30 protein-coding genes and 1 pseudogene are annotated in these 26103 nt (G+C 35.3%); 25 read left to right on the top strand and 6 right to left on the bottom strand.

Going from position 1 to position 26103, the window contains the following annotated elements; genetic code table 11:
- Positions 1–100: 100 nt before the first annotated feature.
- Complete coding sequence (locus tag ACQ76T_RS09460) at positions 101–967, bottom strand: helix-turn-helix domain-containing protein (RefSeq protein ID WP_431343058.1); 867 nt, start codon at positions 965–967, stop codon at positions 101–103.
- A gap of 269 nt (positions 968–1236) precedes the next feature.
- Positions 1237–2157 (bottom strand): aldo/keto reductase, encoded by a 921-nt coding sequence (locus ACQ76T_RS09455; protein WP_431343057.1) that lies wholly within the window; start codon positions 2155–2157, stop codon positions 1237–1239.
- Between the two features lie 283 nt (positions 2158–2440).
- Between ACQ76T_RS09455 and ACQ76T_RS09450 the strand changes: the two genes are divergently transcribed.
- From ACQ76T_RS09450 to ACQ76T_RS09350, 21 genes and pseudogenes are all read left to right on the top strand, one after another.
- Entirely contained in the window at positions 2441–2788 is a 348-nt protein-coding gene (locus ACQ76T_RS09450; RefSeq protein ID WP_431343056.1) for a VOC family protein, read from the top strand.
- Between the two features lie 41 nt (positions 2789–2829).
- The gene (locus tag ACQ76T_RS09445; RefSeq protein WP_431343055.1) at positions 2830–3234 is read left to right on the top strand and encodes a glyoxalase superfamily protein; all 405 of its coding nucleotides are present in this window, start codon (positions 2830–2832) and stop codon (positions 3232–3234) included.
- 57 nt (positions 3235–3291) lie between these two features.
- On the top strand, positions 3292–4503 hold the full coding sequence (locus ACQ76T_RS09440) for a DUF763 domain-containing protein (RefSeq protein ID WP_431343054.1): 1212 nt from the start codon (positions 3292–3294) through the stop codon (positions 4501–4503).
- A gap of 197 nt (positions 4504–4700) precedes the next feature.
- Entirely contained in the window at positions 4701–5291 is a 591-nt protein-coding gene (locus tag ACQ76T_RS09435) for a Crp/Fnr family transcriptional regulator (RefSeq protein WP_431343053.1), read from the top strand.
- A 78-nt stretch (positions 5292–5369) separates the two neighbouring features.
- A complete protein-coding gene (locus tag ACQ76T_RS09430; protein ID WP_431343052.1) occupies positions 5370–5777 on the top strand; it encodes a VOC family protein in 408 nt (135 codons plus the stop codon).
- A gap of 42 nt (positions 5778–5819) precedes the next feature.
- Complete coding sequence (locus ACQ76T_RS09425) at positions 5820–6230, top strand: VOC family protein (RefSeq protein WP_431343051.1); 411 nt, start codon at positions 5820–5822, stop codon at positions 6228–6230.
- 33 nt (positions 6231–6263) lie between these two features.
- Complete coding sequence (locus ACQ76T_RS09420; protein WP_431343050.1) at positions 6264–6725, top strand: hypothetical protein; 462 nt, start codon at positions 6264–6266, stop codon at positions 6723–6725.
- 184 nt (positions 6726–6909) lie between these two features.
- On the top strand, positions 6910–7434 hold the full coding sequence (locus ACQ76T_RS09415) for a DinB family protein (protein ID WP_431343049.1): 525 nt from the start codon (positions 6910–6912) through the stop codon (positions 7432–7434).
- A 3-nt stretch (positions 7435–7437) separates the two neighbouring features.
- On the top strand, positions 7438–8214 hold the full coding sequence (locus ACQ76T_RS09410; protein WP_431343048.1) for an alpha/beta fold hydrolase: 777 nt from the start codon (positions 7438–7440) through the stop codon (positions 8212–8214).
- A 103-nt stretch (positions 8215–8317) separates the two neighbouring features.
- Positions 8318–8749, top strand: a complete 432-nt coding sequence (locus tag ACQ76T_RS09405; RefSeq protein WP_431343047.1) for a VOC family protein — start codon at positions 8318–8320, stop codon at positions 8747–8749.
- A 74-nt stretch (positions 8750–8823) separates the two neighbouring features.
- On the top strand, positions 8824–9237 hold the full coding sequence (locus tag ACQ76T_RS09400) for an SRPBCC family protein (protein WP_431343046.1): 414 nt from the start codon (positions 8824–8826) through the stop codon (positions 9235–9237).
- Between the two features lie 17 nt (positions 9238–9254).
- A complete protein-coding gene (locus ACQ76T_RS09395; RefSeq protein ID WP_431343045.1) occupies positions 9255–9512 on the top strand; it encodes a hypothetical protein in 258 nt (85 codons plus the stop codon).
- A gap of 349 nt (positions 9513–9861) precedes the next feature.
- The gene (locus tag ACQ76T_RS09390) at positions 9862–10728 is read left to right on the top strand and encodes a VOC family protein (protein ID WP_431343044.1); all 867 of its coding nucleotides are present in this window, start codon (positions 9862–9864) and stop codon (positions 10726–10728) included.
- A gap of 116 nt (positions 10729–10844) precedes the next feature.
- A complete protein-coding gene (locus ACQ76T_RS09385; RefSeq protein WP_431343043.1) occupies positions 10845–11273 on the top strand; it encodes an SRPBCC domain-containing protein in 429 nt (142 codons plus the stop codon).
- Positions 11274–11322: 49 nt separating this feature from the next.
- Complete coding sequence (locus ACQ76T_RS09380; RefSeq protein ID WP_431343042.1) at positions 11323–11766, top strand: SRPBCC family protein; 444 nt, start codon at positions 11323–11325, stop codon at positions 11764–11766.
- An 80-nt stretch (positions 11767–11846) separates the two neighbouring features.
- On the top strand, positions 11847–12305 hold the full coding sequence (locus ACQ76T_RS09375) for a DoxX family protein (RefSeq protein ID WP_431343041.1): 459 nt from the start codon (positions 11847–11849) through the stop codon (positions 12303–12305).
- A 40-nt stretch (positions 12306–12345) separates the two neighbouring features.
- Positions 12346–12614: pseudogene (locus tag ACQ76T_RS09370) on the top strand (alpha/beta hydrolase family protein); the annotation flags it as partial.
- Between the two features lie 243 nt (positions 12615–12857).
- Entirely contained in the window at positions 12858–13412 is a 555-nt protein-coding gene (locus ACQ76T_RS09365; protein WP_431343040.1) for an RNA polymerase sigma factor, read from the top strand.
- Positions 13413–13424: 12 nt separating this feature from the next.
- Complete coding sequence (locus ACQ76T_RS09360) at positions 13425–13757, top strand: hypothetical protein (RefSeq protein WP_431343039.1); 333 nt, start codon at positions 13425–13427, stop codon at positions 13755–13757.
- A 90-nt stretch (positions 13758–13847) separates the two neighbouring features.
- On the top strand, positions 13848–14105 hold the full coding sequence (locus ACQ76T_RS09355) for a hypothetical protein (RefSeq protein ID WP_431343038.1): 258 nt from the start codon (positions 13848–13850) through the stop codon (positions 14103–14105).
- Positions 14106–14264: 159 nt separating this feature from the next.
- The gene (locus tag ACQ76T_RS09350) at positions 14265–14906 is read left to right on the top strand and encodes an alpha/beta hydrolase (RefSeq protein ID WP_431343037.1); all 642 of its coding nucleotides are present in this window, start codon (positions 14265–14267) and stop codon (positions 14904–14906) included.
- A 483-nt stretch (positions 14907–15389) separates the two neighbouring features.
- Here ACQ76T_RS09350 and ACQ76T_RS09345 read toward each other — a convergent pair whose 3' ends face one another.
- Positions 15390–16100 (bottom strand): hypothetical protein, encoded by a 711-nt coding sequence (locus ACQ76T_RS09345; protein ID WP_431343036.1) that lies wholly within the window; start codon positions 16098–16100, stop codon positions 15390–15392.
- A 57-nt stretch (positions 16101–16157) separates the two neighbouring features.
- Positions 16158–19403 carry a phage baseplate assembly protein V gene (locus ACQ76T_RS09340; protein ID WP_431343035.1) on the bottom strand — a complete coding sequence of 1082 codons (3246 nt, stop codon included), beginning with the start codon at positions 19401–19403 and terminating at the stop codon, positions 16158–16160.
- A 358-nt stretch (positions 19404–19761) separates the two neighbouring features.
- Here ACQ76T_RS09340 and ACQ76T_RS09335 point away from each other — a divergent pair, with 358 nt between their 5' ends.
- Together ACQ76T_RS09335 and ACQ76T_RS09330 are read left to right on the top strand one after the other, a co-directional pair.
- Positions 19762–20535 carry a transposase gene (locus tag ACQ76T_RS09335; RefSeq protein ID WP_431343034.1) on the top strand — a complete coding sequence of 258 codons (774 nt, stop codon included), beginning with the start codon at positions 19762–19764 and terminating at the stop codon, positions 20533–20535.
- Positions 20536–20764: 229 nt separating this feature from the next.
- Positions 20765–21412 carry a J domain-containing protein gene (locus ACQ76T_RS09330; protein WP_431343033.1) on the top strand — a complete coding sequence of 216 codons (648 nt, stop codon included), beginning with the start codon at positions 20765–20767 and terminating at the stop codon, positions 21410–21412.
- Position 21413: 1 nt separating this feature from the next.
- On the opposite strand, the gene ACQ76T_RS09325 is transcribed toward ACQ76T_RS09330, so the two are convergent.
- Positions 21414–21563: a hypothetical protein gene (locus tag ACQ76T_RS09325; RefSeq protein ID WP_164723264.1), complete on the bottom strand. Its 150-nt coding sequence runs from the start codon at positions 21561–21563 to the stop codon at positions 21414–21416.
- Between the two features lie 485 nt (positions 21564–22048).
- On the opposite strand from ACQ76T_RS09325, the gene gcvP reads away from it, so the two are divergent.
- Both gcvP and ACQ76T_RS09315 read left to right on the top strand, forming a co-directional pair.
- Positions 22049–24907, top strand: coding sequence for an aminomethyl-transferring glycine dehydrogenase (gcvP, locus tag ACQ76T_RS09320; RefSeq protein WP_431343032.1), 2859 nt, complete (start codon positions 22049–22051; stop codon positions 24905–24907).
- A gap of 214 nt (positions 24908–25121) precedes the next feature.
- A complete protein-coding gene (locus tag ACQ76T_RS09315; RefSeq protein WP_431343031.1) occupies positions 25122–25706 on the top strand; it encodes a GNAT family N-acetyltransferase in 585 nt (194 codons plus the stop codon).
- 123 nt (positions 25707–25829) lie between these two features.
- On the opposite strand, the gene ACQ76T_RS09310 is transcribed toward ACQ76T_RS09315, so the two are convergent.
- Entirely contained in the window at positions 25830–26093 is a 264-nt protein-coding gene (locus ACQ76T_RS09310) for a hexameric tyrosine-coordinated heme protein (protein WP_431343030.1), read from the bottom strand.
- Positions 26094–26103: the final 10 nt, after the last annotated feature.

Below are 26103 nucleotides of genomic sequence, written 5' to 3'. Positions count from 1 at the left end.
TTTTATAGGACAAAGTTCTCACAAAACCATAGAGAAAAGTCGACAGTTTCTCTTTACTATTCGTCGGAATAGCTTCACTTAAAAGCGTTGAAAAAAGTTTTTAATCGAATTGCTTTCTGTAATCGATAGGAGAAAATCCCGTATTGGCCTTGAAAAACTTTCCAAAAACCGATTGATCAGAGAAATTGAGAATGTCTGTAATTTGTGATACAGAAAGTGTTTTGTTTTGAAGTAGAACTTTAGATTCAAGAATGATGGCGTCATCAATCCATTTTCCGGCTGGCCTTCCTGTGTATTTTTTTATGGCTGCCGATAAAGATTTTGGCGTAAGAAAAAGCTGTTTTGCGTAAAAGTCTAGCTTATGCTCCTGCATGTAGTTGAGAGCCAGTAATTTTCTGAATTTTGAAAATAGAGGATGCTGACCTCTTATAGAAGACTGGGTATGCGACCCAAGATGCCTGTAGTAGGAATCTATTTCATACACCAAAGCAAAAATATAATTGCGGATAAGCTCATTTTCATGATAATCATGGCCTGATTGGCTTAGTTGAATCAATTCAAAAATTCTCCTGACTTTTGAAAGGTAAGAATCTTTTAGCGGTAAAACGTGAAGCCCGTTATTTCCAAAAAAATCGTATTTGAAAAGAAAGAAGAGATCAGCATACTTTTCCAGTAAAAATGATTCTTTAAAGAAGATTACATCCATGTTTAAGAGATCGCTGGTTTTTGTAAAATAGCGAATGACTTCCGGTCCTAAGGTGATGACGGAAGGGCCATCCGCAATCCACGATGACAATCCAGCATTTAGCTTTACAGTTCCTTCTTTTATATATACAATGGCATAGCTTTCTGCACGATAAGGCTCTTCGTGATAAGGTTGGTTGGTGGACTCTACAAACAGATAGTCTTTTTTACTGTATGGAACCGAAAAAAGTTTGCTGTGCGCAGAAAGTGAAAAAGTTTTCATCGGCTGTTATAGGATAAATTATAACATTATTCTTTTTTCTTGCTAAATGTTCTTTAACAAAGATAAAAAAGTTTTAGTTCAGGGATTATAAAATCAGTGGTAAATCTTAGGAATAGTGGCTTTGAAGTTGAGAGAATAGTGTTTTAAAATAGCAAAGACATTAAAATATTTTGTATAATTTAAGTCTTTGCTATAAACAACTATAAAACTTCAAACAACTTTTTGAAATCAAAAACAGATGCTTGCGAATAATGAATATCTATTAAAAATTAGCTTTTTACATCAAAAAAATTCTTTGGTATAAAACCGGGAGAACCTGTTTTTACAACCTGATTGTAGCGTTGTCTGATCTCGATACTGTTTATTCTCCTCATTTCTTCTTCAGAAAGTTCAGCAATATTGAAATTTTCCTTTGCTCTTTCTAATGTTTTTGGGGTTGTAAGTAAGGCTGTACCACGTTGAACGGCCCATCCCAAAAGGACCTGTGCTGCGGTTGTATTGCTCTTGTGCGCGATTTCTGTGATGATGGGATCGTCAAGTAATCCCGGTTTTATTCCGTGTCCCAGAGGAGCAAAGGCCAGAAATGTAATTCCTTTTTCCTTACAATATTCCAGAAGTTCTGTTTCGGGAAGATAGGGGTGAGATTCTACCTGTATGACTGCAGGTTTGATCCTTGAAGACTCGTAAATCTCTTTGAGTTGGTCAATATTCACATCCGAAAGCCCAATCGCTTTGCATTTTCCCTTCTCAACCAATTGTTCCATTGCTTTCCATGTGTCGTATAAAGTAACGTCATAATCATATATAATGTTCCCTTCTTTATCTCGTGGATCCTGTTCTTCTCCAGGCAGAAAAGCAAATGGAGTATGAATAAGGTATAGATCTACATAATCTAGCTGCAATCTTTCTAAGCTTGCATCCAATGCTGGCTCTACACGTTCAGGACGATGATTGGTATTCCATAATTTGGTCGTAACAAAAATGTCGTTTCGGGTGATATTATTGGCTTTTAATCCTTCTTTTAATCCTTTGCCCACTTCACTTTCGTTTCTATAACGTTCTGCGGCATCAAAGTGTCTGAATCCTGCTTCCAGCGCATTTTTTACAGAAGTAATTGTAGTTTCTGGATCCGGAATCAGAGTACCTACTCCTAAAGCCGGCATATTAAGTATATTATTTTTATAAGACATAATAAGTTCTTTTTTGTTTTTATATTTCGTTTTTAAATGATTGAAATATCTGGGTCAAATTTCTGACTAAAAGAATGATGTTATTTAGACCAAATATCCCCAATATTCGTCGAAATGGCTTACTTGAAATTTTTGATTTGTTTAAGACGAAAAGCTTTTTTTACCTTGATGTATTCTATAAAATTTTGTTTTTGTGGTATTTAAGGTGTTTGTAATTCAGTTTTCCAGTTTATATTTGTGAAAGAATTTCTATTTTTAAATCGTTTAACTATCACTCTGTATTATGGTAAAAAGAATTGTAGCCAATATAAAGGCAGCAGACCTGTCAAAGGCAGATCATTTTTATCAGGATATCCTTGAATTGGATGTGCTGATGGATCATGGATGGATCAAAACACTTGGCAATAAAGAAGAAAGGAGCGTTCAGCTTAGTTTTGCAGAGCAGGGTGGAAATCATACAGAAGTTCCTTACCTTTCTATTGAAGTGGATAATGTGGATCAAATCTATCATACAATGCAACAGGCAGGTTTTGAGATCGTTTATAAACTTACGGATGAAGATTGGGGAGTTCGAAGATTCTTTGTTAAAGATCCCTTTGGGAACCTAATCAATATTTTGCAGCATTTATAGGCACTTCGGCAGATAAAAAACAACCTTTACTTTACAATATCATGACAGCAGATCGTATTATTCCTATTCTAAGAATATTTGACTATCAGAAAACAAAAGAATTCTATGTAGACTGGTTGGGTTTTGAAATTGTTTGGGAACATTATTTTGATGAAAATACCCCCGTTTATATGGAAGTAAAGAGAGAAAATATAATCTTCCATTTAAGCGAACATCACGGAGACGGAACACCGGGAACCCACGTAGCTGTTTGGGGAGAAGGTGTACCTCAATATCATAAAGAATTGATTGACAAACAATACAAATACAACCGTCCCGGGCTTGAAAAAACGTTTTATGGAGCCGTATCCTTCACCGTTATAGATCCTTTTGGAAACAAAATCACATTCGAAGAACAATATGATGAGGTTAAACACAAAGACCTTGCATTCTCTTCCCATTATTAATTCAGATCATAATTGTTTTGAAATATTAAGACTAACTTTGTTCTCTTAAACTTACAGATGAAACGTTCAGGAACTGCAGATTTACCGCTACACTATGGCAAAGTACCGCCATGGCTGTATGAGCGTATGTCTATTCTTGGGCTTTCCATTGTAGAAGTGATTCTGATGGATTATGGTAAAGATGAAGTACTCCGCCGTTTGGCAGATCCGTTTTGGTTTCAGAGTTTTGGTGCTGTAATGGGAATGGATTGGCATTCTTCAGGAATTACCACCTCTGTGATGGGAGCGCTGAAACGTTCCATCAATCCCAATTCCCAATCATTGGGGCTTTATATTTGCGGAGGAAAAGGAAAATTTTCAAGAGAAACTCCATCAGAACTCATTAAAATTGCTGATCAGACCGGGTTAAACGGAACAGAATTGGTAAAAGCCAGTAAATTGTCCGCCAAAGTAGATAATACGGCTATTCAGGACGGTTATCAGCTCTATCTTCATAATTTTATTCTTTCAGATAATGGAAACTGGAGTGTCATTCAGCAGGGAATGCATGAATCTGACGGAACTGCGCGCCGCTATCATTGGCATTCGGAAAATGTAAAATCATTTATAGAAGAACCTCACACCGGAATCAACGGTGTTTCGAGAGGGAAAATACTCAATCTTACCGATGCCGAAGCTTCAGGAAATAGAAAAGGAATCTTAGATATTTCTCATACTGATTCTGCAGAAGTGATGAAAGATTTTTCAAGACTGATTCTTCCCGGACATCATGATGTAAGGGCATCTGACGTAGATTTGAAGCGCTTAGGAGCTCTTTTATATGTTACCAGAGAACAGCAGCCTCAAAATTTTGAAGATCTTCTGATGTTGGAAGGCGTAGGACCAAGAACCATGCAGTCTTTGGCTTTGGTGAGTGAAATTATTCACGGAGCGCCATCCCGATTTGCTGATCCCGCAAGATTTTCCTTTGCCCATGGAGGAAAAGATGGTCATCCTTTCCCAGTGCCTACTCATACGTATGACGAAAGTATCCATATTCTAAGAAAAGGAATTGAAAAATCAAAACTTGGAAATTCTGATAAACTGAATTCGTTAAATAAACTTCATCAGATTGTAGCGAAGGCTGAGCAGGATTTTACTCCGGATTTTGATATACAGGAGATCATTGAAGAAGAGAGGCAGAATTCATGGCGCTTCGGAGGAAAAACTGTATTTGGAGATGCCCAGAAACCAGATCCTCCAAAAGCAATTCAGCTATCTTTATTTTAAAATAGAGAAGCCATTTCTCTGTTTATAATACCTATACCCAAAAAACGACCCAAAGAAGTATAACCATTCCCCTCCTTTGGTGAGGTGGCAAATCGAAGATTTGACGGGGTGGTCAGAGGAAGCACATTAAGTTTAGCCTTTATTACCTTTATTCAATTTAAAATTTTATTTTTAAAGCCTTAAAAAAATTGACACCAATGACCACTACATCCTTAGAAGTTTGCTATGACTTCCCATTCTTTATGCAGGAAGAGCTTGAAGAAATATTTAAAGCTCATGAAAAAACATCGTTCCAGAAAGGTGATTTTATCCTGGAAGAAGGGAAAACAGCAAATGAATACTATATTCTGGACAGCGGATTGGCCCGTTCCTTCGTGAATGACTTTAATGGAAATGAAGTAACCACTCACTTTTTTGTAGAAAATGAAGTCATTATTGAAGTTCTTTCCATGTTTCAGCGTGTTCCGTCTCAGGAAAATATAATCTGTATTACCGATTGCGAATGCTGGAAGCTGGATTACGATACTTTTCAGGAGCTGTTTCACAAAATTCCAAACCTGAGAGAATGGGGAAGATTATGGATGTCTAAAGAACTTTTTGCCTACAAACAGAGATCTGTGGAAATGTTTACCCTTTCTGCTACCAAAAGATATCTTAATCTCCTGGAACAGAAATCTAAAGTTGTACAATTTGCACCGTTGAAACAAATAGCTTCCTATCTGGGAGTTACCGATACTTCGTTGAGCCGCATCCGCAAAGAATTGGTTTCCCATCCCAAGAAAAATTAAATCTTGCCTTATGACAAGTTGATTTTCATTCCACCTTGGTAATTTTGAGTATAAGTTTAACACTAAAAATTACAAAAAATGAAAGTTAATCAAATCTATGTAAACCTTCCGGTAAAAGACGTTCAGAGAACAAAAGAATTCTGGACCGGGCTTGGCTTTTCCATCAATGAGCAGTTTTCAGACGAAAAAGCAATCTGCATTGTGTTGAATGATATCATCTACGTGATGTTTTTGCAGGAAGAATATTTTAAGACTTTTACCAATAAGCCTGTTGCCAAAGAAAATACAAGTCAGGTAATTGTAGCAGTAGGGCTGGATAGCCGTGAGGAAGTGGATAAAGTAGTGAATGCTGCTGTAGAAAAGGGAGCATGGCAACATGAAGAACCTCAGGATTACGGATGGATGTATCAGAATTCTTTTTGGGATCTTGATGGGCATGGCTGGAATATTACCTATGCAGATATTTCTCAAATGCCAAAGGGATAGCCTGCAGATCTTCATTAATAACAGAAAATTAAAATATACACAATGAGTATCAACGAAATTTATGTCAATTTACCTGTAAAAGACGTACAGAAAACAAGAACATTCTGGGCCGCGCTAGGTTTTTCTATCAACGAAAAATTTTCAAATGATCAGGCGGTAAGTGTGATCATGAAAGAAAATCATATCTATGGAATGTTTCTGAGAGAAGATTTTTTCCAGACTTTTACCAACAGACCTTTTGCTAAAGGAGATACCACGCAGGTGCTTCTTACCATAAGCCTGAATAGCCGTGAAGCAGTAGATCACATGGTAAAGACAGCTCTCGAAAATGGAGGATCAAAATACAGTGAACCTATGGATCACGGATGGATGTATCAAAGTAGCTTTGCCGATATTGACGGTCATCAGTGGGAAGTAATGTATGGAGATATTTCCCAAATGCCTTCAGAATAATTTGCAGTCATCAACTCTATTAAATCTTATCCTATGAAAACACCATCAAATGATATAGAATTAATAAAAAATCAGGCGGCGGGTACTTTCTACGTCATTACTTTGAATATCGAGAGTATTACCAATGAAGAATCAATGATTTTTCCTAATGGCGAAGCCAATTGTATGAACTGGATTCTGGGACATATCATTTATATCAGAAATGCTTTCCTGAATGTTCTTGGAGAAGAGTCCATTTGGGACAAAGAAAAGTTTTCTTGTTATAACAGAGGAGAAATTCCTTTGAACAGGAAAGATGAGCTGATCAGCTTTGAAGATTTAAAATCTTACCTACAACAATCCCAAGATAAGCTTATCACTAAGCTGAGCTCTCTTGAAAGCTTTGATTCCGAAAAGATAAAAGATATCTCTGCCTTAAGCCTGCACGAAATATATCACAGCGGACAGCTAGGTTATCTCCGAAGAATCTTAGGAAAACCGGGAGCCATAAAATAACGTGTTATTTTTAGATTCCTTGCTTTGCCCGGAATGACAAATATACCGTCGAAATATTGGCACTATCTTTTAGATTAGGACAATTTTATCGAAGATAAAATCCTCGCGACTTAAAAACTAACAATTTGTAGAAGTCTTGCGCCTTTGCGTTTTTCCAACCACTAACCTCTAATTAAAACTAAAAATGGATACACCAAAATCAAAAAAAATAGAAGTCATTACTCCGGCTTACAGAATGCATTCCCAAAGTTTTTTGAATGTTCTGGAAGGTATTTCGGAAGACGACGCACTGAAAAGAATTAAAAATACAACCAATCATATTGTATGGATGGCCGGAAACTTTGTCAATATGCGATACAGCCTGGGCTGGGTGCTGGGCATGAAAGATGAAGACCCTTACAGTGAACTGTTTTTTCAGGGGAAAGCCTTAGATGAGACTAAAAAATATCCAAGCCTGGAAGAACTAAAGAAAAATTTTCATGAAATTTCTCCCAAAGTATACCAGAGACTGCTGGACGTTACCGATGAAGAGTTGGAAGAGCTATTTGAAATAGGAATGAATATCCCTTACGTCAAAGAAACCAAACTCAATTTTGCAGGGATGTGTATCGGACGTGAAGACTATCTCTGTGGGCAGATTGGTTTGATGCGTAGGATTTTAGACTATCCGGGAATGAAATATGAAGTGGACGAAACCCTTACATACTAGCTCATGAATCTTGTAGAAAAAGGCTTTAAAAAAGTAAACGGAATCCAGCTTTATTACGAGATCTATGGATTCGGGAACCCTTTGGTGCTTATTCATGGGGGTGGTTCTTCGATATTATATGATTTTGAGCAGGTTATTGAACGTCTGCAAGGTAAATTCCAGCTGATCGGTATCGATCTTCAAAATCATGGGCGCAGTGAGCACCGTGATATTCCTGAAACATTTGAGGAGGATGCCCGCGATGTTGCCGCTTTATTAGCAGAAATCAATATTGAGAAAGCTGCATTTTGGGGATTCAGTAATGGGGGCAATACTGTAATGCAGATTGCTCATCACTATCCGAAACTGGTAGATAAGTTGATTGTAGCTTCAGCATTTTATAAAAAAAACGGAATGATAGACGGTTTTTTTGAAGGAATGATGGAAGCCACTTTCGAATCTATGCCAGAACCACTCAAAATCAATTTTTTAAATCTTAATCCTGACTTTTCGAAACTCGAAAATCTCTTTGACAAAGATTGTAAAAGAATGCAGACTTTCGAAGACTGGGACGATGAAGTTTTACAATCTATAAAATCTCCAACATTATTCATCAGTGGAGATAAAGATGTCATGAAGCCCGAACATACCGTGGAAATGTGGCGTTTGGCAGAAAATTCAAAACTGATGATTCTCCCTGCGACCCACGGTTCTTATATGATGGCCGACTTTGATGGAAGCATTGATGAGAATCTGATCAACCTCACTATTCAGGAAGTAGAAAAATTCCTGACCCAATAAAACTCTGCACACTTTAAGTTGAAATAAAAAATATAAAGTTTGATACAGCTAATCATTCTTTAACTATTCAATAAGAACATATTAACATTTAAAATTAAAAATCATGGCTAAATTAAATCCTTACCTAAATTTCGATGGAACAGCTGAAGAAGCTTTCAATTTTTATAAATCTATTTTTGGAGGTGACTTTGTAGGAGAAGTTCACAAAATGGGAAATGCACCGGGAACAGAAAGCCTTTCCGAAGAAGAAAAGAATAGAGTAATGCATATCGCTCTACCTATTGGAAATGATCTGCTAATGGCTTCGGATATTGTTCCTGGATTTGGGCAGACTCTTACCGTAGGAAACAATAATTACGTATCGATATTCCCCGATTCCAGAGAGGAAGCCGATAGAATTTTTAAAGGACTTTCTGAAGGTGGAAATGTAGAAATGCCTATTGAAGATCAGTTCTGGGGAGACTACTTTGGAAGTTTTCAGGATAAATATGGTGTTCATTGGATGGTAAATTATAATGAAGAATACACAAAATAATCTTATATTTAACTCAATTATGAAGAGGTGCCCAACTTGGGCAGCTCTTTTACCAATCATCAAAATATAGAATTATGGAACCCATTACAATAGACATCACAATTTTAGCACCGGTAGAAAAGGTCTGGAATTACTTCAATGAGCCTAAACATATTACAAAATGGAACTTTGCCCACGAAAGCTGGCATTGCCCTAGTTCTGAAAACGATCTTAAAGTAGGAGGAAGATTCAAAAATAAAATGGAAGCTAAAGATAAAAGCTTTGCATTTGATTTTGAAGGGGTTTATGACGAAGTTATTCCCCATGAGGTCATAAAATACCATTTGGAAGATGGACGAAAAGTGAAGGTGGTTTTTGATAAAATAGACGAGAATACCACAAAGGTTACTGAAGTTTTCGATCCGGAAAAACAAAATTCTGTGGAAATGCAGCGAGAAGGCTGGTATGGCATTCTTAACAATTTTCACAAGTACGTTGAGAATCATTAAAAATATTTTTTGTAGTCATGATCAATTTAGTAATCATGTCAAAGAGTCTGAATTCTATCTATGCTGTCAACTATGACCTTCAAAACGGATTTCTTTATGGAGTTATTGCATTAGCAGCAAGAAGAGCCTTGGAAAAAGAAAAAATAGATTCTTTGGACAAACTGTGTGATTATTCTGAAAAAGAAATTATGCAGCTTCATGGTTTCGGAAAAAACACAATGGTGAAACTCAAGAATTATATGGAAGAACGCCAGTTTTTTTTTAAGAAATCATAAAAACATGCCATTGGAAAAGATTATTTGGTGCCCTTGTATGAAATTGGATAAACCTCTATAAGTACAAAGGTAAAGCCTCTATTTTGCTATATACTAAGCTTATAATAACAGATTTAAAGATCTTTTACTGACATCCATTATTCACTTTCCGATCTTCAATATTTTTGTCTTACTACTAATAGGTAGAATTATTTCAATTTTTTAGCGGGATATTAAACATAGAATTTGTTGTAAAAACATAATCTTAGAAAATTACGCAAAAAATTGCTAATAATTGCGTATAATTGATCCCGCTTATCAACAGTTGGAGAATAATCCAATTTACAGATCACAAATAAAATTAAAACTTATGAATAACGATATTTTCCCATGTCTCTGGTACGATGGAGATGCTAAAGAATCTGCAGAGTTTTACTGTAAAGTTTTCGGAGGCGAAATTACCGCAGATACTCCTGTTGTAATGAATATTGACCTTTTTGGACAACGTCTGATGCTCCTGAATGGAGGCCCGCAATTCAAAAAAAATGCTTCCGTTTCTTTCATGGTCATCTGTGAAAGTGAAGATGAGGTTCAGAAATATTGGGACCTGCTTGTAGATGGCGGAATGGCTTTGATGGAACTGGGCTCATATTCCTGGAGCAAAAAATACGGTTGGGTTCGAGACCGATATGGGGTAACATGGCAGTTATTTCTTGGAGAAAAAGCCAGCGATCAGAAAATTGTTCCCACTATGATGTTTATTCATCAGAATAACGGAAAAGCGAAAGAGGCGATGGAGCTTTATACGCGCACCTTCCCGAACTCAAGCATTGGAAAAATATTAGAATACGGTGACGGAAGCGAAGGGCACAGCACTCCAGAACCGGCTGAGAATATTCAGCACGCTCATTTTGTAATTGATCATTACAGCATATTCTGTATGGATAATTCTTACGACCATCAGTTCGATTTCAATGAAGGGATCTCAATGGTTGTGATGACAGACGATCAGCAGCAGACAGATCATTACTGGAATAACCTTACCGCAGATGGAGGAAGAGAAAGCATGTGCGGCTGGCTGAAAGATAAATATGGTTTTAGCTGGCAGATTGTTCCTAAAAGATTAATCCAGCTTATGAACGATTCCAATCAGGAAAAAGCATACAAAGTAGTTCAGGCTATGATGAAAATGCAGAAGATTATTATTCAGGATTTGGAAGATGCTTACAACTCTTAAACCTATTTCGGCGTATTGTTTGATATGATTCATGGAAGATAGTCATTCAAGATCGCAGAAACGATCGCAGAATGTATGATTTGAACACCTTTTATTCATTACATAAAATAAAAAATATGGAACATTTATCATATCAAATCGAGATCAATGCAGAACCTGAAAAAGTATGGAGTGTACTTTGGGGAGATATTACCTACAGACAATGGACGACCGCTTTTACAGAAGGATCTTTTTACGAAGGCACGCTTGAAGAAAAAAATATTATCAAATTTCTTGATCCCAAGAATAATGGGATGTACAGCCGCGTAGAAAAGGTAGTTCCCAATGAAGAAATAAAATTCCTGCATCTGGGTGAGATCTATGAAGGCATTGAAGTTCCCAAGGACTGGGGAGAGGCCACAGAAGCCTATTTTCTGGAAGAATATGATGAAGGAACAGTGCTGAAAGCAGAAATTCAGTCTCCTGCAGAATTTAAAGATTTTTTTGAGGAGAAATTTCCAAAGGCTCTTCTGATCATTAAACACCTTTCAGAAAACCAGCTTTAAACTTACATACACAACCAAAAACTATATCACCATCACAAAAATTAAAAATATGGAAACTCTTTCTTACGAAACGATCATTGATGCCCCGTTGCAGAAAGTATGGGACATTCTCTGGAGTCCCAAAAGCTATACTGAATGGACACAGTATTTTGGACCTCAATCTTTTATGAAAACCGACTGGAAAGTAGGAGGTAAAACTTATTTTCTCAACCAGGAAGGAGAAGGAATGGTCTCCACCATAGACAGCCTGGATGAACCCAATCAGGTTGTTTTTAAGCATCTGGGAATGATTAAAGATGGGGTAGAAGATACCCACAGTAAAGAAGTAATGGAATGGAGCGGATGCTTTGAAAAATATTTTCTGACCAATCTGGAAGGAAAAACCAAACTTCATACAGAAGTTCAAGTCGAAAAAGAATGGCAGGATCATATGGATACTGGTTTTAAAAAAGGCCTTGAATTAGTGAAAAACATGGCCGAAAATAATTTGTAAAAACCTTTATCGTAAACAAAAAATATAACCTTACAGGTCTTCAGAATCTGTAAGGTATCATTATAGTAAGAATCCAAAATATGAAATTATTAATAATTCCATTTGCTACCTTTATCTTAGCCTTACTGGCAACATTTCTACTTCACGGAACACCTGATTATGCACTCTCAGGAAATCTGGGAATGTCTTTATTTATACTATTTACAGGTTTTTCTCATTTTAAATTCCAGAAAGGAATGTCTATGATGATTCCTGATTATATTCCGGGAAAATTGTTCTGGGTATACTTTACCGGACTTTTAGAAATTGCAGCTGGAATAGGGCTGATGATTCCGAAAATTCGGGAACTTACAGCCATTTTGCTGATCATCTTTTTTATATTGGTATTTGTTGCTAATGTTAACTCATCTAAAAAAAGAATTAATATTTTTAAAGCCAATCGTAGCGGACCGGGAATGAATTATCTCTATAATCAAAGAATTCCCATGCAGCTTATACTTATTTTGTGGACCTGGTATTTCGGAATTTACCTGGACTGAGTCATACTGGAATAGGTTGACATACAATTATATAAACTTTAACCCGGAAGAAGCAAAAATAGCTAAAGAAGTTTCTCGGGTTTTCCCAATCGATAAAATTAAAAAACCATTATTTGTCGTACTGGGTGCTGATGATCCTAGCGTTAATATCAATGAATCTGATCAGATCGTAAAAGCAATGCGTGCAAAAGGATCTGAAGTTTCTACATGGTAAAATACGATGAAGAGCATGGCTTTGGAAAAGAGTCTAGGAGAATTGATCTGTATCAATCTATGTTAGTATTCTTTGCAGAAAACTTTACTAAATAAAAGAACGGTTTTATCATCATAAAAACGGAAGACAATTGTTTTCCGTTTCTTTTTGGATTTATTTTAGTGCTCTCCAGTATCGCAAGATGAATAAATGACTGAAATAATTCTTTGAAAAAATGATAAATAAAAAGCCGATGAATAAAAGAAAAATTGAAATTCCGGAAAAATATTTTAAATTTATTAAAGTAAAACCAAAAGGGTAGCCGTCATATCAATATGGAGGTTGTCGAAAAAATAACAATGCCACAGAAGGAGAAAGAAAATATCATCTCACAAACCGTTACCAATTACGGAGGAAAGCTGATGTCCTATATTCGTCCTAAAGTGAAAAATGCAGAAGATGCGGAAGATATTTTGCAGGAGGTATGGTATCAGTTCAGCAGTCTTACCAATCTTTCTGAGATTGTGAATGTAGGGGGCTGGCTGTACAGGGTAACGGCTAACAAAATTACAGACCGTTACCGAAAAAAGAAAACAGAAAATCTTGAAGATTTCGTCTATGAAGATGAAGATGGAGACTTTTCCATCAAAGATATCTTACTGATGGATGAAAGCGCGGGTCCTGAAGTGAAAATGTTTCAGGATGAGATCTGGAAGAAACTGTTTGAAGCTCTTGACGAACTTCCCGAAAAACAAAGGCTGGTCTACGTAGAAAACGAACTCAACGACAAAACCCTCCAGGAGATCGCCGATGAACAGGGAGAAAACATCAAGACCATCATCAGTAGAAAAAACTATGCTGTGAAGCATTTGAGAAACAGATTGAGAAAATTATACGAAGATTTAAAAAGTTAGTAAAAAGAAATTATGAATCATAAACACAAAAAGGGCTGGATTTTTTTATTCTTATGTCCGCCATTGATCTTCGCCGCAGTTACATGGGTAGTCATGCTGTTGTGGAATTGTCTGCTTCCAGAAATTTTAGGAGTGAAGACCATTACATTCTGGCAGGCGATGGGAATATTGGTGTTAAGCAAAATTCTTTTTGGAGGGTTCCATTTCGGAAAAGGAATGAGAGACTTTAAAGAAAGAAAAATGAGACAGAGAATGGAAGGTTGGTCGCCTGAAGAAAAAGAGAAATTTAAAGAAGTCTGGAGAAATAAATGTTCTGGCGGATTCTTTAACAGAAATAACGAATAATTTAAAAATTTTAAAGAAGTAGTAAAGTAAATTTAAAATTCATTCGTCTCTATAAAAACAAGAAGTAGTAAAATTTAAAATTTTGAAAAAATGAAAAATTCAGCATTAAAAGGAGCTCTTGGAGCATTGGCCGTAGTAGGTGTAGCCTTAATCGCTAAAAAAGCAGTACAAAGAAAAAGATTTATCAAAGGTATTTTTGATGAATATGGAATCAAAGAAAAATCCCCTTTCGGGTTGGCAGATAAAATCAGAGAAATGAACGAAGAGGAATATCAGGAACTAAAAGGAAAGTTCAAAAAAGAATTCCATTCAAAATGCTGCAGAAAAGATAATACCTGCGAAGCATAAAAAAGTAAGAACTAAATTGAAATTGTTAAAAAAGGTTCCGGGAAGCAAAGCTTCCCGGAACCTTTTTTTATCAAAGAAACCCATTTTCTTTGACCTTAAAACATATTTATGTACTAAATTTGTTTTTCTTTATTTTCTAAATAATTTATTTTAACTCTCATGAAACTTAGAAACATTTCGGCTGCAGCGATGTTATTTTTCTCTGCAATAGTATTTGGACAGAAATCTCAAGATAAGCAGTATGTTTTCTTTTTGCATAATAAATTTCTGGAAGAACATTCCCTTACGGATAAGCATCCTAAATATGGAGTGGCAGAATACGAACCTATCCTTCGTCAGCTGAAAAGCGAAAATACTGTTGTTATTTCTGAAAAGCGAAAATCAGAAAAAGATCCGTCAATATATGCTGTTAAGGTAAAAAATCAAATAGACAGCCTTATGAAAAAAGGAATTCCAGCCAGTCATATTACCATTGTAGGAACTTCGCAGGGCGGGTATATTGCACAATATATATCCCATTATGAAAAAAATCCTCAGTTGAAATTTGTCATTATAGGTGCTACCTTTAAAGAGGACTCCTTAGAAAAAGATAAAAATTTCAGATTGTACGGAAAAATACTTTCCATTACTGAAAAAACAGATGAAGGGCACGTGCAGATGTCGGAGGAACAGCGTTTTGTCAGATCAGGCATTAAAGACTTCAAAGAAATAGAGCTTAATACAGGGCTAAGTCATGGTTTTCTTTTTAGAGCTCTCAATGATTGGATTGCCCCGACTAAAGATTGGATTTCCCGAAAATAAGGTATGGTTGTAGCTTGTAAATAATGGAGGTTTCAGGTTGTAAAAACCTTAGTGTCTTTGCGTTTTCCAACAAACAATTTTTATAGATAATGTTGAGATTCCATGCTTTGCTCGGAATGACAAAAGCACCATTACACTATTTCATATTATTTTTAGAGAAGTACAATTTTATCGAAGATAAAATCCTTGTGTCTTAACAATATATGGTCAGAAAAAATCTTAGCGTCTTTGCGTTTTCCAACAAAAAGTTTTATAAATAATATTGAGATTCCTTGCTTTGCTCGGAATGACAAAAGCACCGTTGAATTATTCATGCTATTTTTAGAGAAGTACAATTTTATCAAAAAAGCTTTTTAAACACTTAAGCTATTGAAGTTATATACTTTGGGTATAAGAAGTATATTAAATTTTGTTAAAAATCAAGGGTTTTCATCCTCTATGAAATTCATTGTGCGGTATCGGTGATTTTTTTGGGCATAAAGATTATTTTTTTTCGTATAGAATTTCAACAGAATCGTTATGTTTGCCATTGATGCAAGTTACCTTTTGAATCTCACCAGTATTACCATCAAGCTCAATTATTATAATTGCACCATATTTATCATCATATTTTCCTCTATATTCTATTTCCCAACTCTCACTTTTAGTTTTATTGTTTAAACCTCTGTTTATTACAGTATATTCATCTTTTAAATTAATATTATTTTCAACACAGTATTTTGCAACGTCACTAAAGTTAATTTTATAGTTTTTATCTGTATCTGTTTCTTTAATGAGTTTGCCTGTATTGTCAAATTCATACCATGTTCCTAATTGCCCTCCATAATTTCTAAATGTAACACCTTTTTTCAGAATAATGCCTTTAGAATTATATTCTTTATGTATTGTGAAAATTGAATTTTTAGGTGTAATATTAGACATAAACCATTCTCCGTTCTCACCTGCAGACTCTTCTATCATTGTTCCATTTTCGGATTCATAAGTTTTGCCAGAGCCTTCATTATTATTTTCGTAAAATTTTTTAATATCGAAATATTCTGATTTATAGTTGGTTAGTTTTTTGTAGTCTTGTTCAGGACTCGAAATTGTATGCTTTACAGGTTGTGGTTTATCCATTGTTTTAATATCTTTTTTATCCTGTGAATTACAGGAAATAATAATTAGTAGGAAACTTATATAAATTATCTTTTTCATTCTCTAATCAATTTTTAAATATAGTAATAGTATCACTTCTTTTGAAAAAAGAATAGTCTATTCCTTTTCACATCTCTTTTGTGCTTTGGTCCATTGCCAATGATAAGTACTTATAACAGGTATAGCTGGAGTTGCTATGTCTGAGTAATCCATAATATTGTCTGTAATATTTTGTTCTAATGTAAATTCTCCACCATTATCAAAGCTATGGTATAATCCTAAGGAGTGTAGTGTTTCATGGGCAATGGTACTGTCACTAAATCCTTTTGAGTAAACTAAAATTGTTCTTAAGTCTTTATTAACACTTCTACCAATTCCATATAAACCTCCTGCCGATTCGTTTATGAAATATATTTTGTAATGACTTCTATAGTTTTTGACCTTATCATATTTTTTATATAGTTCATCATTCAAAAATTTATATATATCGTCACTCCATCCATTTTCAATTCTTTTCTTTATACCAGAACTAAGTACTAGCGTATTATTGAAATCTGTTTTTCGATTATGGGTCTTTTGGGTTATTGAATCTACATCTGAACTCAAATCTAAATTTAAGGATTTTTCAAAGTATGGATTAATTAACGCTTGATTCAAATATTTTTTAAGTTCACTCTCTCTTCCTATTGGAGCTCTGTTCATTCTCCCATTTCCAATATCTGTAGTTACCTGAATGAAAACAATTTTGGCTTTATATCTATTTTTATTTTTCGCAACTTTTAATTTACCTGCCAAAGATAGTTCTTCTTTACCTTGAGAGTCTTTATAAGTTGCAATAACCTTAATAGGTTGGTCTGTTGCAAATTCTTTCAGACAAGCAATGTTCATTTCTAATTCATGCTTTCCTATAGTTAACGGAAAAGGAGCATGGGTTATGTTGAAAAACTTATTTTCATATTCTAATGTTAATTTTTCAGGTTTCTTTTTTATATCAACTATTACTCGTAATGTAGCTACAGTATTTTTATATGTTGTGGCAAGTTCTTTAGGTATAACTTTTCCATTACTCTGTTTAATATTTTTGGTAATTATTTTAGGGTATAAGCTTAACCAAGGAACACAATAGTTTATCTTTATTTTTTTGCCTTTTTTATTTTTTACAGTATAGACATGAGGATTGAATAATGACATTAATTTAATAAATTCAGTCTTATCACTAACAAAAAAACTTACAGGAGGAAGATTAGGGTCATTATCACATACTTGTCGTAATGCTCCATTACTATCTCGATATTTTCCTATTCTATTTCCATAGTAAACATCCCCAGGAATCTTTGTATCACCAACTCTTACCCAGTCAAAACCATATCCTTTTCCTCCCCAATCATTTTTTGGTCTAAAACTTACCAAGCATCTTTCATCCACATAAACCGGAACATATTTGTAGTTTTGAGGTTTATTAGTCTGATTATTTCCCTGTTTACCATGCATATCTACAATTCCCTTACTGTTTATAATTGTATTTTGATCAGAATGCATAAACAGTTTTTGGGTTCCAGCTACATTGGTTTCCTTTGCTTCAATTTTGATCTCATTTTCAGAATTAAATACAGCTTTGCCTGCTTGTGTGTGGAAAAATTCTGTTATATTTTGCAGTAAGGTAGGAGAGTTAACCATCATTTTTTGAAAAATATTGAGCATTGCAGTATTTACAACATTGAATGTCATATTGTTTCCAATATTTATATCCAAATTATTTCCAGCCTCAAGTATGATGTTGTTAGGAGCATTTATTCTGATATTTCCTTCACCATCTAAATAAATAAAGTTGGTACTTCCATCCTCTGTTCGTATACTTCCCTGTCCTTCAGTATCATTAAAAAGGATCTTATTTCCACTACGTGTCTGTATGGATTTAAGATGATTATCAACACCACCACCTAATCCAACCTTTCCATGAAACATTCCACCCATTGCAAAGGGAAAGTCTGGATGATGATATTCAAAACCTACCATTACCTGATCTCCGATTTCTGGAATAGCGAGAAAACCTCTGTTTTGACTTACTCCATCTGTTCCGCCCGCATCAGGACTCATCATTCTGATAAAATGGGTGGTGTCATTTAATTGCCAGTCAAATTGCACTTGTATTCTTCCTTGGTTTAAAGGATCAACGTTGGAGATTACAGTGGCCACTTGTGGTTCAGCTTTTGGCATTATAAAATCAGGTTTAGGCATGAAGCCTGTTCCTTCAGCGATGGCCTTAAAGCTGCCTGTATAATAACCTCTGGCATCCACTTCATGGCTTACTTCTGTCATCATTAATGTTGTGAAATGAGAAGTCTGGTTACTATCTTGATTTCTCATGTCTATATCTGCTATACAACCTACAAACAGAAAGGGAACTGTTGTATTTCCTGAAACCGTAAAAACTTCGACAGCTTTACTTCCTCTTGCACTTTTTTGGGAGTCGTCCACATCCAGAAACATATTAGCATTGATAGGAGTAGGGGTAAGAGACCTTGTTTTAAAAATGCCATCATTTAATTCGTATGCTTTTTGAGATAAATCTCCGAGGTGTTTTATCTTATTATCGGACCCAAGCATTTTTGCATGGCTGCTGCTATTATAACCAAAATATTCGGGTTTTATATGAACTGCCTTTAATTCTACCTGTACATCTGTAACATTACTTCCATAGATGAGTTGTATAGCCTTTTCAGATGGAGGAAGTTTTCCAAAATGTAAAATATACCCATCATAATAAAATTGCTCTCCATAGGCTTCTGCTAATCTTGCAAGATAATTGTAATGGGTTTCACAATACTGTGCACTGTAATTGATGTAACCTTTATTTTGAGATTCTATTCTGTAATCAAACTTACTGGTTCCCAGAGATTCTTTAATGATTCTGTCAGCAATAATGGAGGTGTTTACCGATTGATTCCCTCCAAAACTCTGGGTATGCGGGGCCGAATCCATTAAAATTGTTGGGCTATATCCTTCCAGAACAATATTACCAAGACTCATCTTTTCCTGGCTGAATGCCACCTTCATAAGAACTCCTACAAAAGTTCTTTCAGGACTTTCATCTTCATAGTCTTTGTATTTGAAAGTTACTGTAATACGTTTTCCTAAAAACTGCCTCGCTTCTTCAAGGTTATGATTCTGTACTTCATCTAAAGAATCATGGGCTAAAGTCAGTTTAAAATGATGATGCGTTCTGGCGCTTTGCTGTAAACGGAAGTGTTTAAAATGACTGATGGATTTTCCTTCAATCACGATGTCCAGCTTAACCACACGGTTAATTCCGGGCATATGATTCTCTGAAATCCTTTCAGAATTAGAAATATTTTTTCTCATTAATAGAGTGCATTTGTGTTGGTATCAAATATAGATAAATACACAACATCAATAATATAAATTTTGAAAAATTTTGAAAGTGTAATACAACTACGATCAGAATAAAATTGATCTAAACCTGCTGTCATGTATCATTAAAGAAAGTCCTCTTTTTAAAAGAAGACTTTCAATACAAGATGAAATATTATTTGAGATGCTTCAAGTATTTTTAAAAGCTGGATTATTTTGGTAATTATAAAATGAACCTGTTTAAACTTATTTAGAGAAAGAGTTTCCAGAAAATTAGCAATTTAGAGTTGCAAAAAAAAAGAACTAAAATCTGGAACTCATAAGCAAAGATAAACTGGGAAAATGGATTTTGCCTCATTTAAGCAAAGGAAAACGAGGCTTTTCTACAAGATTTGATTTAGGAAAAATCTTTACACTCATTATAAAACGATTGAAAACAGGTTGCCAATGGCGAGAACTAAGTCTCAAAGAATACTTTTCAAAAGAAAGGATAAGTTGGCAATTGATTTATTATTACTTTAATAAGTGGTGTAAGGATGGTTCTTTCAGGCAAATTTGGCTTTCTCTTCTGCGAAGCAATAAAAGGCAACTGGATCTTTCTAGTATTCAGCTGGATGGAAGCCATATCCGCAGCAAAACAGGAGGAAAATCAGTCGGCTATCAGGGAAGAAAATCATCTAAGACGAGTAATTGTATTTTCCTTTGTGATAGTCAGGGGCAAATGCTTTCAATGGGAAAACCAATAAGTGGAGAGCATCATGACCTTTATAATATTGAAGAAACGTTAGAAGAGATTCTTGGTCTTTTGCATGATGCAGATATCGAGAGCAAGGGATTATTTCTAAACGCAGATTCTGGTTTTGACAGTAAAAAATGCAGAGATATTCTGAATAAAAAAGAAATCATCGGGAATATTAAGGAGAATCCTGGTAACGGGGATACAAAGAACGAAAAGTATTTTGATCCCAAACTGTATAAAAGAAGGTTCAAAATAGAAAAAGCAAATCCTTGGATTGACAGTTTCAAGGCTTTATTAGTGAGGTTTGAAACTTTGAATATAACTTGGAGGAATCTACATTATCTGGCTTTTTCTATTTTGTTTCTCAGAAAAATAAAAGTTTAAACAAGTTTCAAGATAAAATCCTTGTGCCATAAAAATATATGGTCAGAAAAAAATCTTAGTGTCTTTGCGTTTTCCAACAAAAAGTTTTATAAATAATATTGAGATTACCTCATCTTCGGTTCGCAATAAAAGAAGAGCTATTTTCTTTTCAAATCCCCATTTTCCAAGAAAAATTTTGTTATAAATATCCAACACAAAGGAAAATAAATCCTTATTTTTGCACTGCTTAATGAAAGATTACTACTATTTTCTCGGGATTTCTCAGGATGCTTCGGAAGAAGACATCAAAAAAGCATATAGAAAACTTTCTTTAAAATATCACCCGGATAAAAATGATAACGACGATTTCTTTGCAGACCGTTTCCGTGAAATTCAGGAAGCTTATGAAACATTGAGTGATCATGTAAGAAGAAAGGCATACGATCAGAATTTAGAAAGTCATCAGAGAAGTTTCAGGTACAATATTCCTCCTGCAATAAAAACTTTTACAGCGAATAAAATTCATGCGAAAAAAGGAGAGGAGATCATCATCAGCTGGCAAACGAGCAATGCTGACGTGGTAAAAGTATTACCCTTTGGTTTGGAAAAGCCTTATGGAGAAAGGATTTTTAAGATTACCGAATTTAAAGACGGCAAATTCCAACTCTTGCTTCATGCTACCAATTCTCTGTTGCATAAAACGGTCGTTCAGGGAATTACCATTACGGAAGTCTTTGAAAATGATACTGAAAAATTCAAAAATTCAGTAGAAGAAATGTTTAAGCCACAGCCCAGCACGCGAATTAATAAATCTGGTCAGCCCAAAATAATGATGCTGATCTGGGGAATTATTATCTTAGTGATTGCTTTATATATGCTGATCAGAAATGTAAGCTAATCTAAGCCATTTTCTTTCTTCCCGGACATTTTTTACATCTTTTCCCTTTTTTGAATTTTTTACAGCAAGATTTCTTTTCGCAGAACATCTCTTCGTTATTGAATGAGTAAGGAGCCAAAGGCGGAACTTTAAATGGGACAATCATATTCATGATGCAAATATATTAATTTAGAATAAATATAATTAATAAAATTTCATAAAATTCTTAAGCCTTGATTAATAGGATGAAAAGCATTAGTTGGATACTCAAATTGTAAGGGAAAGCTCTTTTAAATTCATCTTAGAATTACCTCTAATAGAAATCTCATTTTATGATATTGATAATAGAACACAACACTATTCTATAGAGTAAACTTTCTGATCTATTGTATGGTAATTTAGCGTTTTCTGGGATTTTTAATTAATTTTTAAGTGTTTTATTATTGTTAAATATATGATATCGTTGAATATTATTGATGAAATCAATCTAATGAATGAGTAAAATGCAGAAAATGCTATGTAAAGCCTGTTAAACGATCATTTACCTAAAATTCCCTAAAACTTTTGTGAATTATCACCCTTCTTATGCTCTTGTACAATCATTCAAAAAATTGTAATTTTACCCATCTTTTTACAAACAAAATCTAATAAATAAAAATGAATACAGAACAGTTTGTGAGCCGTCACATTTCCCTGAATGAAGCCGATAAGCAGGCGATGTTGGAAAAACTTGGCGTTTCTAGTATTGAAGAGTTAATTTCTCAAACCATTCCTTCTTCTATCCGTTTAGAAAAAGATCTTGAGATCTCAGCACCGCTTTCGGAGTACGAAATGTTGAATCACTCAAAAGATCTGGCATCAAAAAATACTGATTATACAAGTTATATCGGTTTCGGATACCATAATACACTTTTACCTTCAGCAATTCAGAGAAATATCTTTGAAAATCCTAGCTGGTATACTGCTTATACTCCTTATCAGGCAGAAATTGCACAAGGAAGACTTGAGGCTCTTCTTAATTTCCAGACTGTAGTATGTGATCTTACAGGTTTTGCATTAGCTAATGCATCGCTATTGGATGAGTCTACTGCCGCTGCTGAAGCAATGCATATGTTCTTCAACAACAGAACAAAAGACCAGAAAAAAGCAAATGCTAACAAATTCTTCATTTCTGAGCTTGTTTTACCTCAGACTGTTTCTGTACTGAAAACTAAAGCAGAAGGATTAGAAATTGAGATCGTAGTAGGAGACCACAAAACTCATGCTTTTGATACTTCTTATTATGGGGTTTTACTACAGTATCCTGGTAAAAACGGAATCGTTCTGGATTATACTGAAAATATTGTAGAATATAAAAAGCTTGATCTTCAAGTGGCTGTAGCTTGTGACCCAATGGCATTGGTGAAACTGAAGTCTCCGGCTGAAATGGGTGCAGACTGTGCAGTAGGTACTACTCAGAGATTTGGTATTCCATTAGGATATGGAGGTCCTCACGCTGCTTTCTTTGCTTGTAGAGAAGATTATAAAAGAGATATTCCGGGTAGAATCATTGGAGTTTCTCAGGATATGTACGGAAAACGTGCCCTTAGAATGGCTTTGCAAACCAGAGAACAGCACATCAAGAGAGAAAGAGCAACATCTAACATCTGTACAGCGCAGGTTCTTCTGGCAGTAATGGCTGGTATGTATGCTGTTTACCATGGTCCAAAAGGATTAAATTATATTGCTGATCAGATCCACTTTAAAGCAAATGCTTTGAACAGCGGACTTAATGCTTTAGGATATCAGACAGTAGAAGAGCCGATCTTCGATACCGTAAAAATCACCATGGGTGAAGATGAAAAAGGAAGATTGATGAGAATGATGCAGGATCACAAAATCAACCTTAACTACTTTACAGAAGGTGTAGTAAGCATCGCTATCAACGAAAGCACAACATTGGAAAAATTAAACGTTCTGATGGCTTCTTTTGCTCAGTTTAAAGATAAGCAGTCTTTTAAATTAGAAATCAAAGAAGGATATACTATTCCTGAAGAAAACCTTAGAAAAGACGAAATTCTTACAGAATCAGTATTCAATAAATACCATACGGAAACAGAATTGATGCGTTACATCAAGCGTCTTGAGAGAAAAGATTTATCATTAACACACTCAATGATTTCTTTAGGATCTTGTACGATGAAGCTGAACGCAGCTACTCAAATGTTACCGCTTTCATGGGAAAACTGGGGAGCTGTTCACCCGTTTGTACCGGTTAACCAGGCTGAAGGATATCAGCAAATGATCCGTGAGCTGGAGAAAGATTTAGCGGAAATTACAGGTTTTGCAGGAACTTCTCTTCAGCCCAACTCTGGTGCTCAGGGAGAATATGCAGGATTAATGGTAATCAGACAATATCATATTTCAAGAGGAGACGATCACAGAAATGTAGTGTTGATCCCACAGTCTGCTCACGGAACCAACCCGGCTTCCGCTGCAATGGCAGGAATGAAAATCGTAGTGGTGAAAAACCTTGAAAATGGTGAAATCGACTTCGAAGATCTGAAAGCTAAAACAGAGCAGTATTCAGCAAACTTATCTGCTGTAATGATCACTTATCCGTCTACTTACGGATTCTTTGACGCTAACATTAAAGAAATTACCAACCTAATCCACGAACATGGAGGTCAGGTATATATGGATGGTGCGAACATGAACGCTCAGGTAGGATTTACAAGTCCTGGAAACATCGGAGCAGACGTTTGTCACCTAAACCTACACAAAACTTTCGCTATCCCTCACGGAGGAGGAGGTCCTGGAGTAGGTCCAATCTGTGTGGCTAAACACCTGGTACCATTCCTTCCTTCTAATGCAAATATCAGAATCGGATCTAAAGATGCAATCGACGGTATTTCTGCAGCTCCTTACGGTTCAGGATTAATCCTAAACATTTCTTATTCTTATATTAAAATGTTAGGAACTGAAGGTCTTAAAAAGGCTACAGGTCACGCTATTATGAATGCAAACTATCTGAAAGAAATTTTAGCAGAACACTTCCCGATCTTATATTCTAATGAAAACGGAAGAGTAGCTCACGAATGTATCGTAGATTTCCGTCAGTTCAAATCTTTAGGAATTGAAGTGGCAGATGTAGCGAAGAGATTGATGGACTATGGTTTCCATGCTCCAACGGTTTCTTTCCCTGTTGCGGGGACTTTGATGATTGAGCCTACAGAATCTGAAAGCAAGTCTGAAATTGACCGTTTTGCAGAAGCATTGATCTCTATCAAAAAAGAAATCGATGAAATCGCTAACGGTGAAGCAGATGCTGCTAACAACGTATTGAAAAACGCTCCTCACACAGAACAATTGGTAATCTCTGATTCTTGGGATAAACCATACAGCAGAGAAAAAGCAGCTTATCCGCTGGAGTGGGTGAGAGACCACAAATTCTTCGCTTCTGTATCAAGAGTAGATGAAGCATACGGAGACAGAAACTTAGTATGTACTTGTGAGCCGATTGAAGCTTATATGTAAACAATATTTTTTCAAAATACATAGAAAAACCCGGACAAAAGTCTGGGTTTTTCTATGTATAGAGTGAAATTTATTTTTGGTTATGATTTATAAGATTTTTCTTTTCAAGAAATTTGAACAGATTTGGGAAGCTGTAGCCATGATTATTTTAAAATTGTAACCATAGCTATTGTAAAATTTTAAATAATTTCGTTTTTGAAAAAAATAAACAAATATGTGGTTTAAAGAAATTATTTTAGAAACAGATCGTATAAAGCTTATTCCCATTAGAGAAACTCATAAAAATGAGCTTATATCAGCTTCCAGAGATGGAGATTTATCAGGCCTATGGTTTACATTTATCCCGGAATCGGACTCCTTTGATTCCTATATTGCCAAAGCTATTGATGACTTTAAAGAGGATAAGGGATTGGCTTTTGTAGTAATTGATAAAAAAAGTAACACTATTATAGGAACTACCAGATATACCAATGCTACTCCAGAGCATAGACGTCTGGAAATAGGATTTACATGGTATGCAAAAACATACCAGAAAACATATGTTAACACAGAATGTAAATTACTATTGCTTACTCATGCCTTTGAAGTGTTAAAGGCGGTTGCTGTAGAATTCAGAACAAATTGGTACAACTTCCAGTCAAGAAATGCTATATTGAGATTAGGGGCAAAACAGGACGGGGTTATCCGGAATCATCAGATCATGCCAGACGGCTCTTTCAGGGATACAGTAATCTTTTCAATTATTGAAAGTGAATGGCCAACTTGCAAACGTTCTTTACAATATAAAATGACTCTCTGATTCAACTTTTATTCAGTCTGTAAGTATTCAGTAAAAATGCCTTACGGATTTGCCTTTTTTGATATTGAAAGCCAGAAAACAGGCGGTATAACTTTTGATACAGCCTGCTTTTTCATTCGGATACTATTCAGATTCTTTTTCTTTTACGCCGTTCCAATAATTGTTGGCGGCAGCAATGGTCGCAAATTCCGTAGCAACAGTTTGTCCGATAGCAATCAACATGGACGCATCTTCAGCATATACCGGACGCATCTTTTCACGAATGTCTGCATCAGGTTGTGTGACTTTAATAATCAATCTGGCCATTTTTACGGCGAGTTGTCGCCCTTCTTCAGGGGTTTTTGTGATTAAAGAATTGTTTGGGATTAATTGAATAGGTTCACTCATTGTATTGTTT

Origin of the sequence: Chryseobacterium sp. JK1 (assembly GCF_050632815.1) — a bacterium.
GTDB lineage: Bacteria > Bacteroidota > Bacteroidia > Flavobacteriales > Weeksellaceae > Chryseobacterium.
The sequence above is the reverse complement of the archived record's forward strand: the minus strand, read 5'-3'. Positions and strand labels throughout refer to the sequence as shown.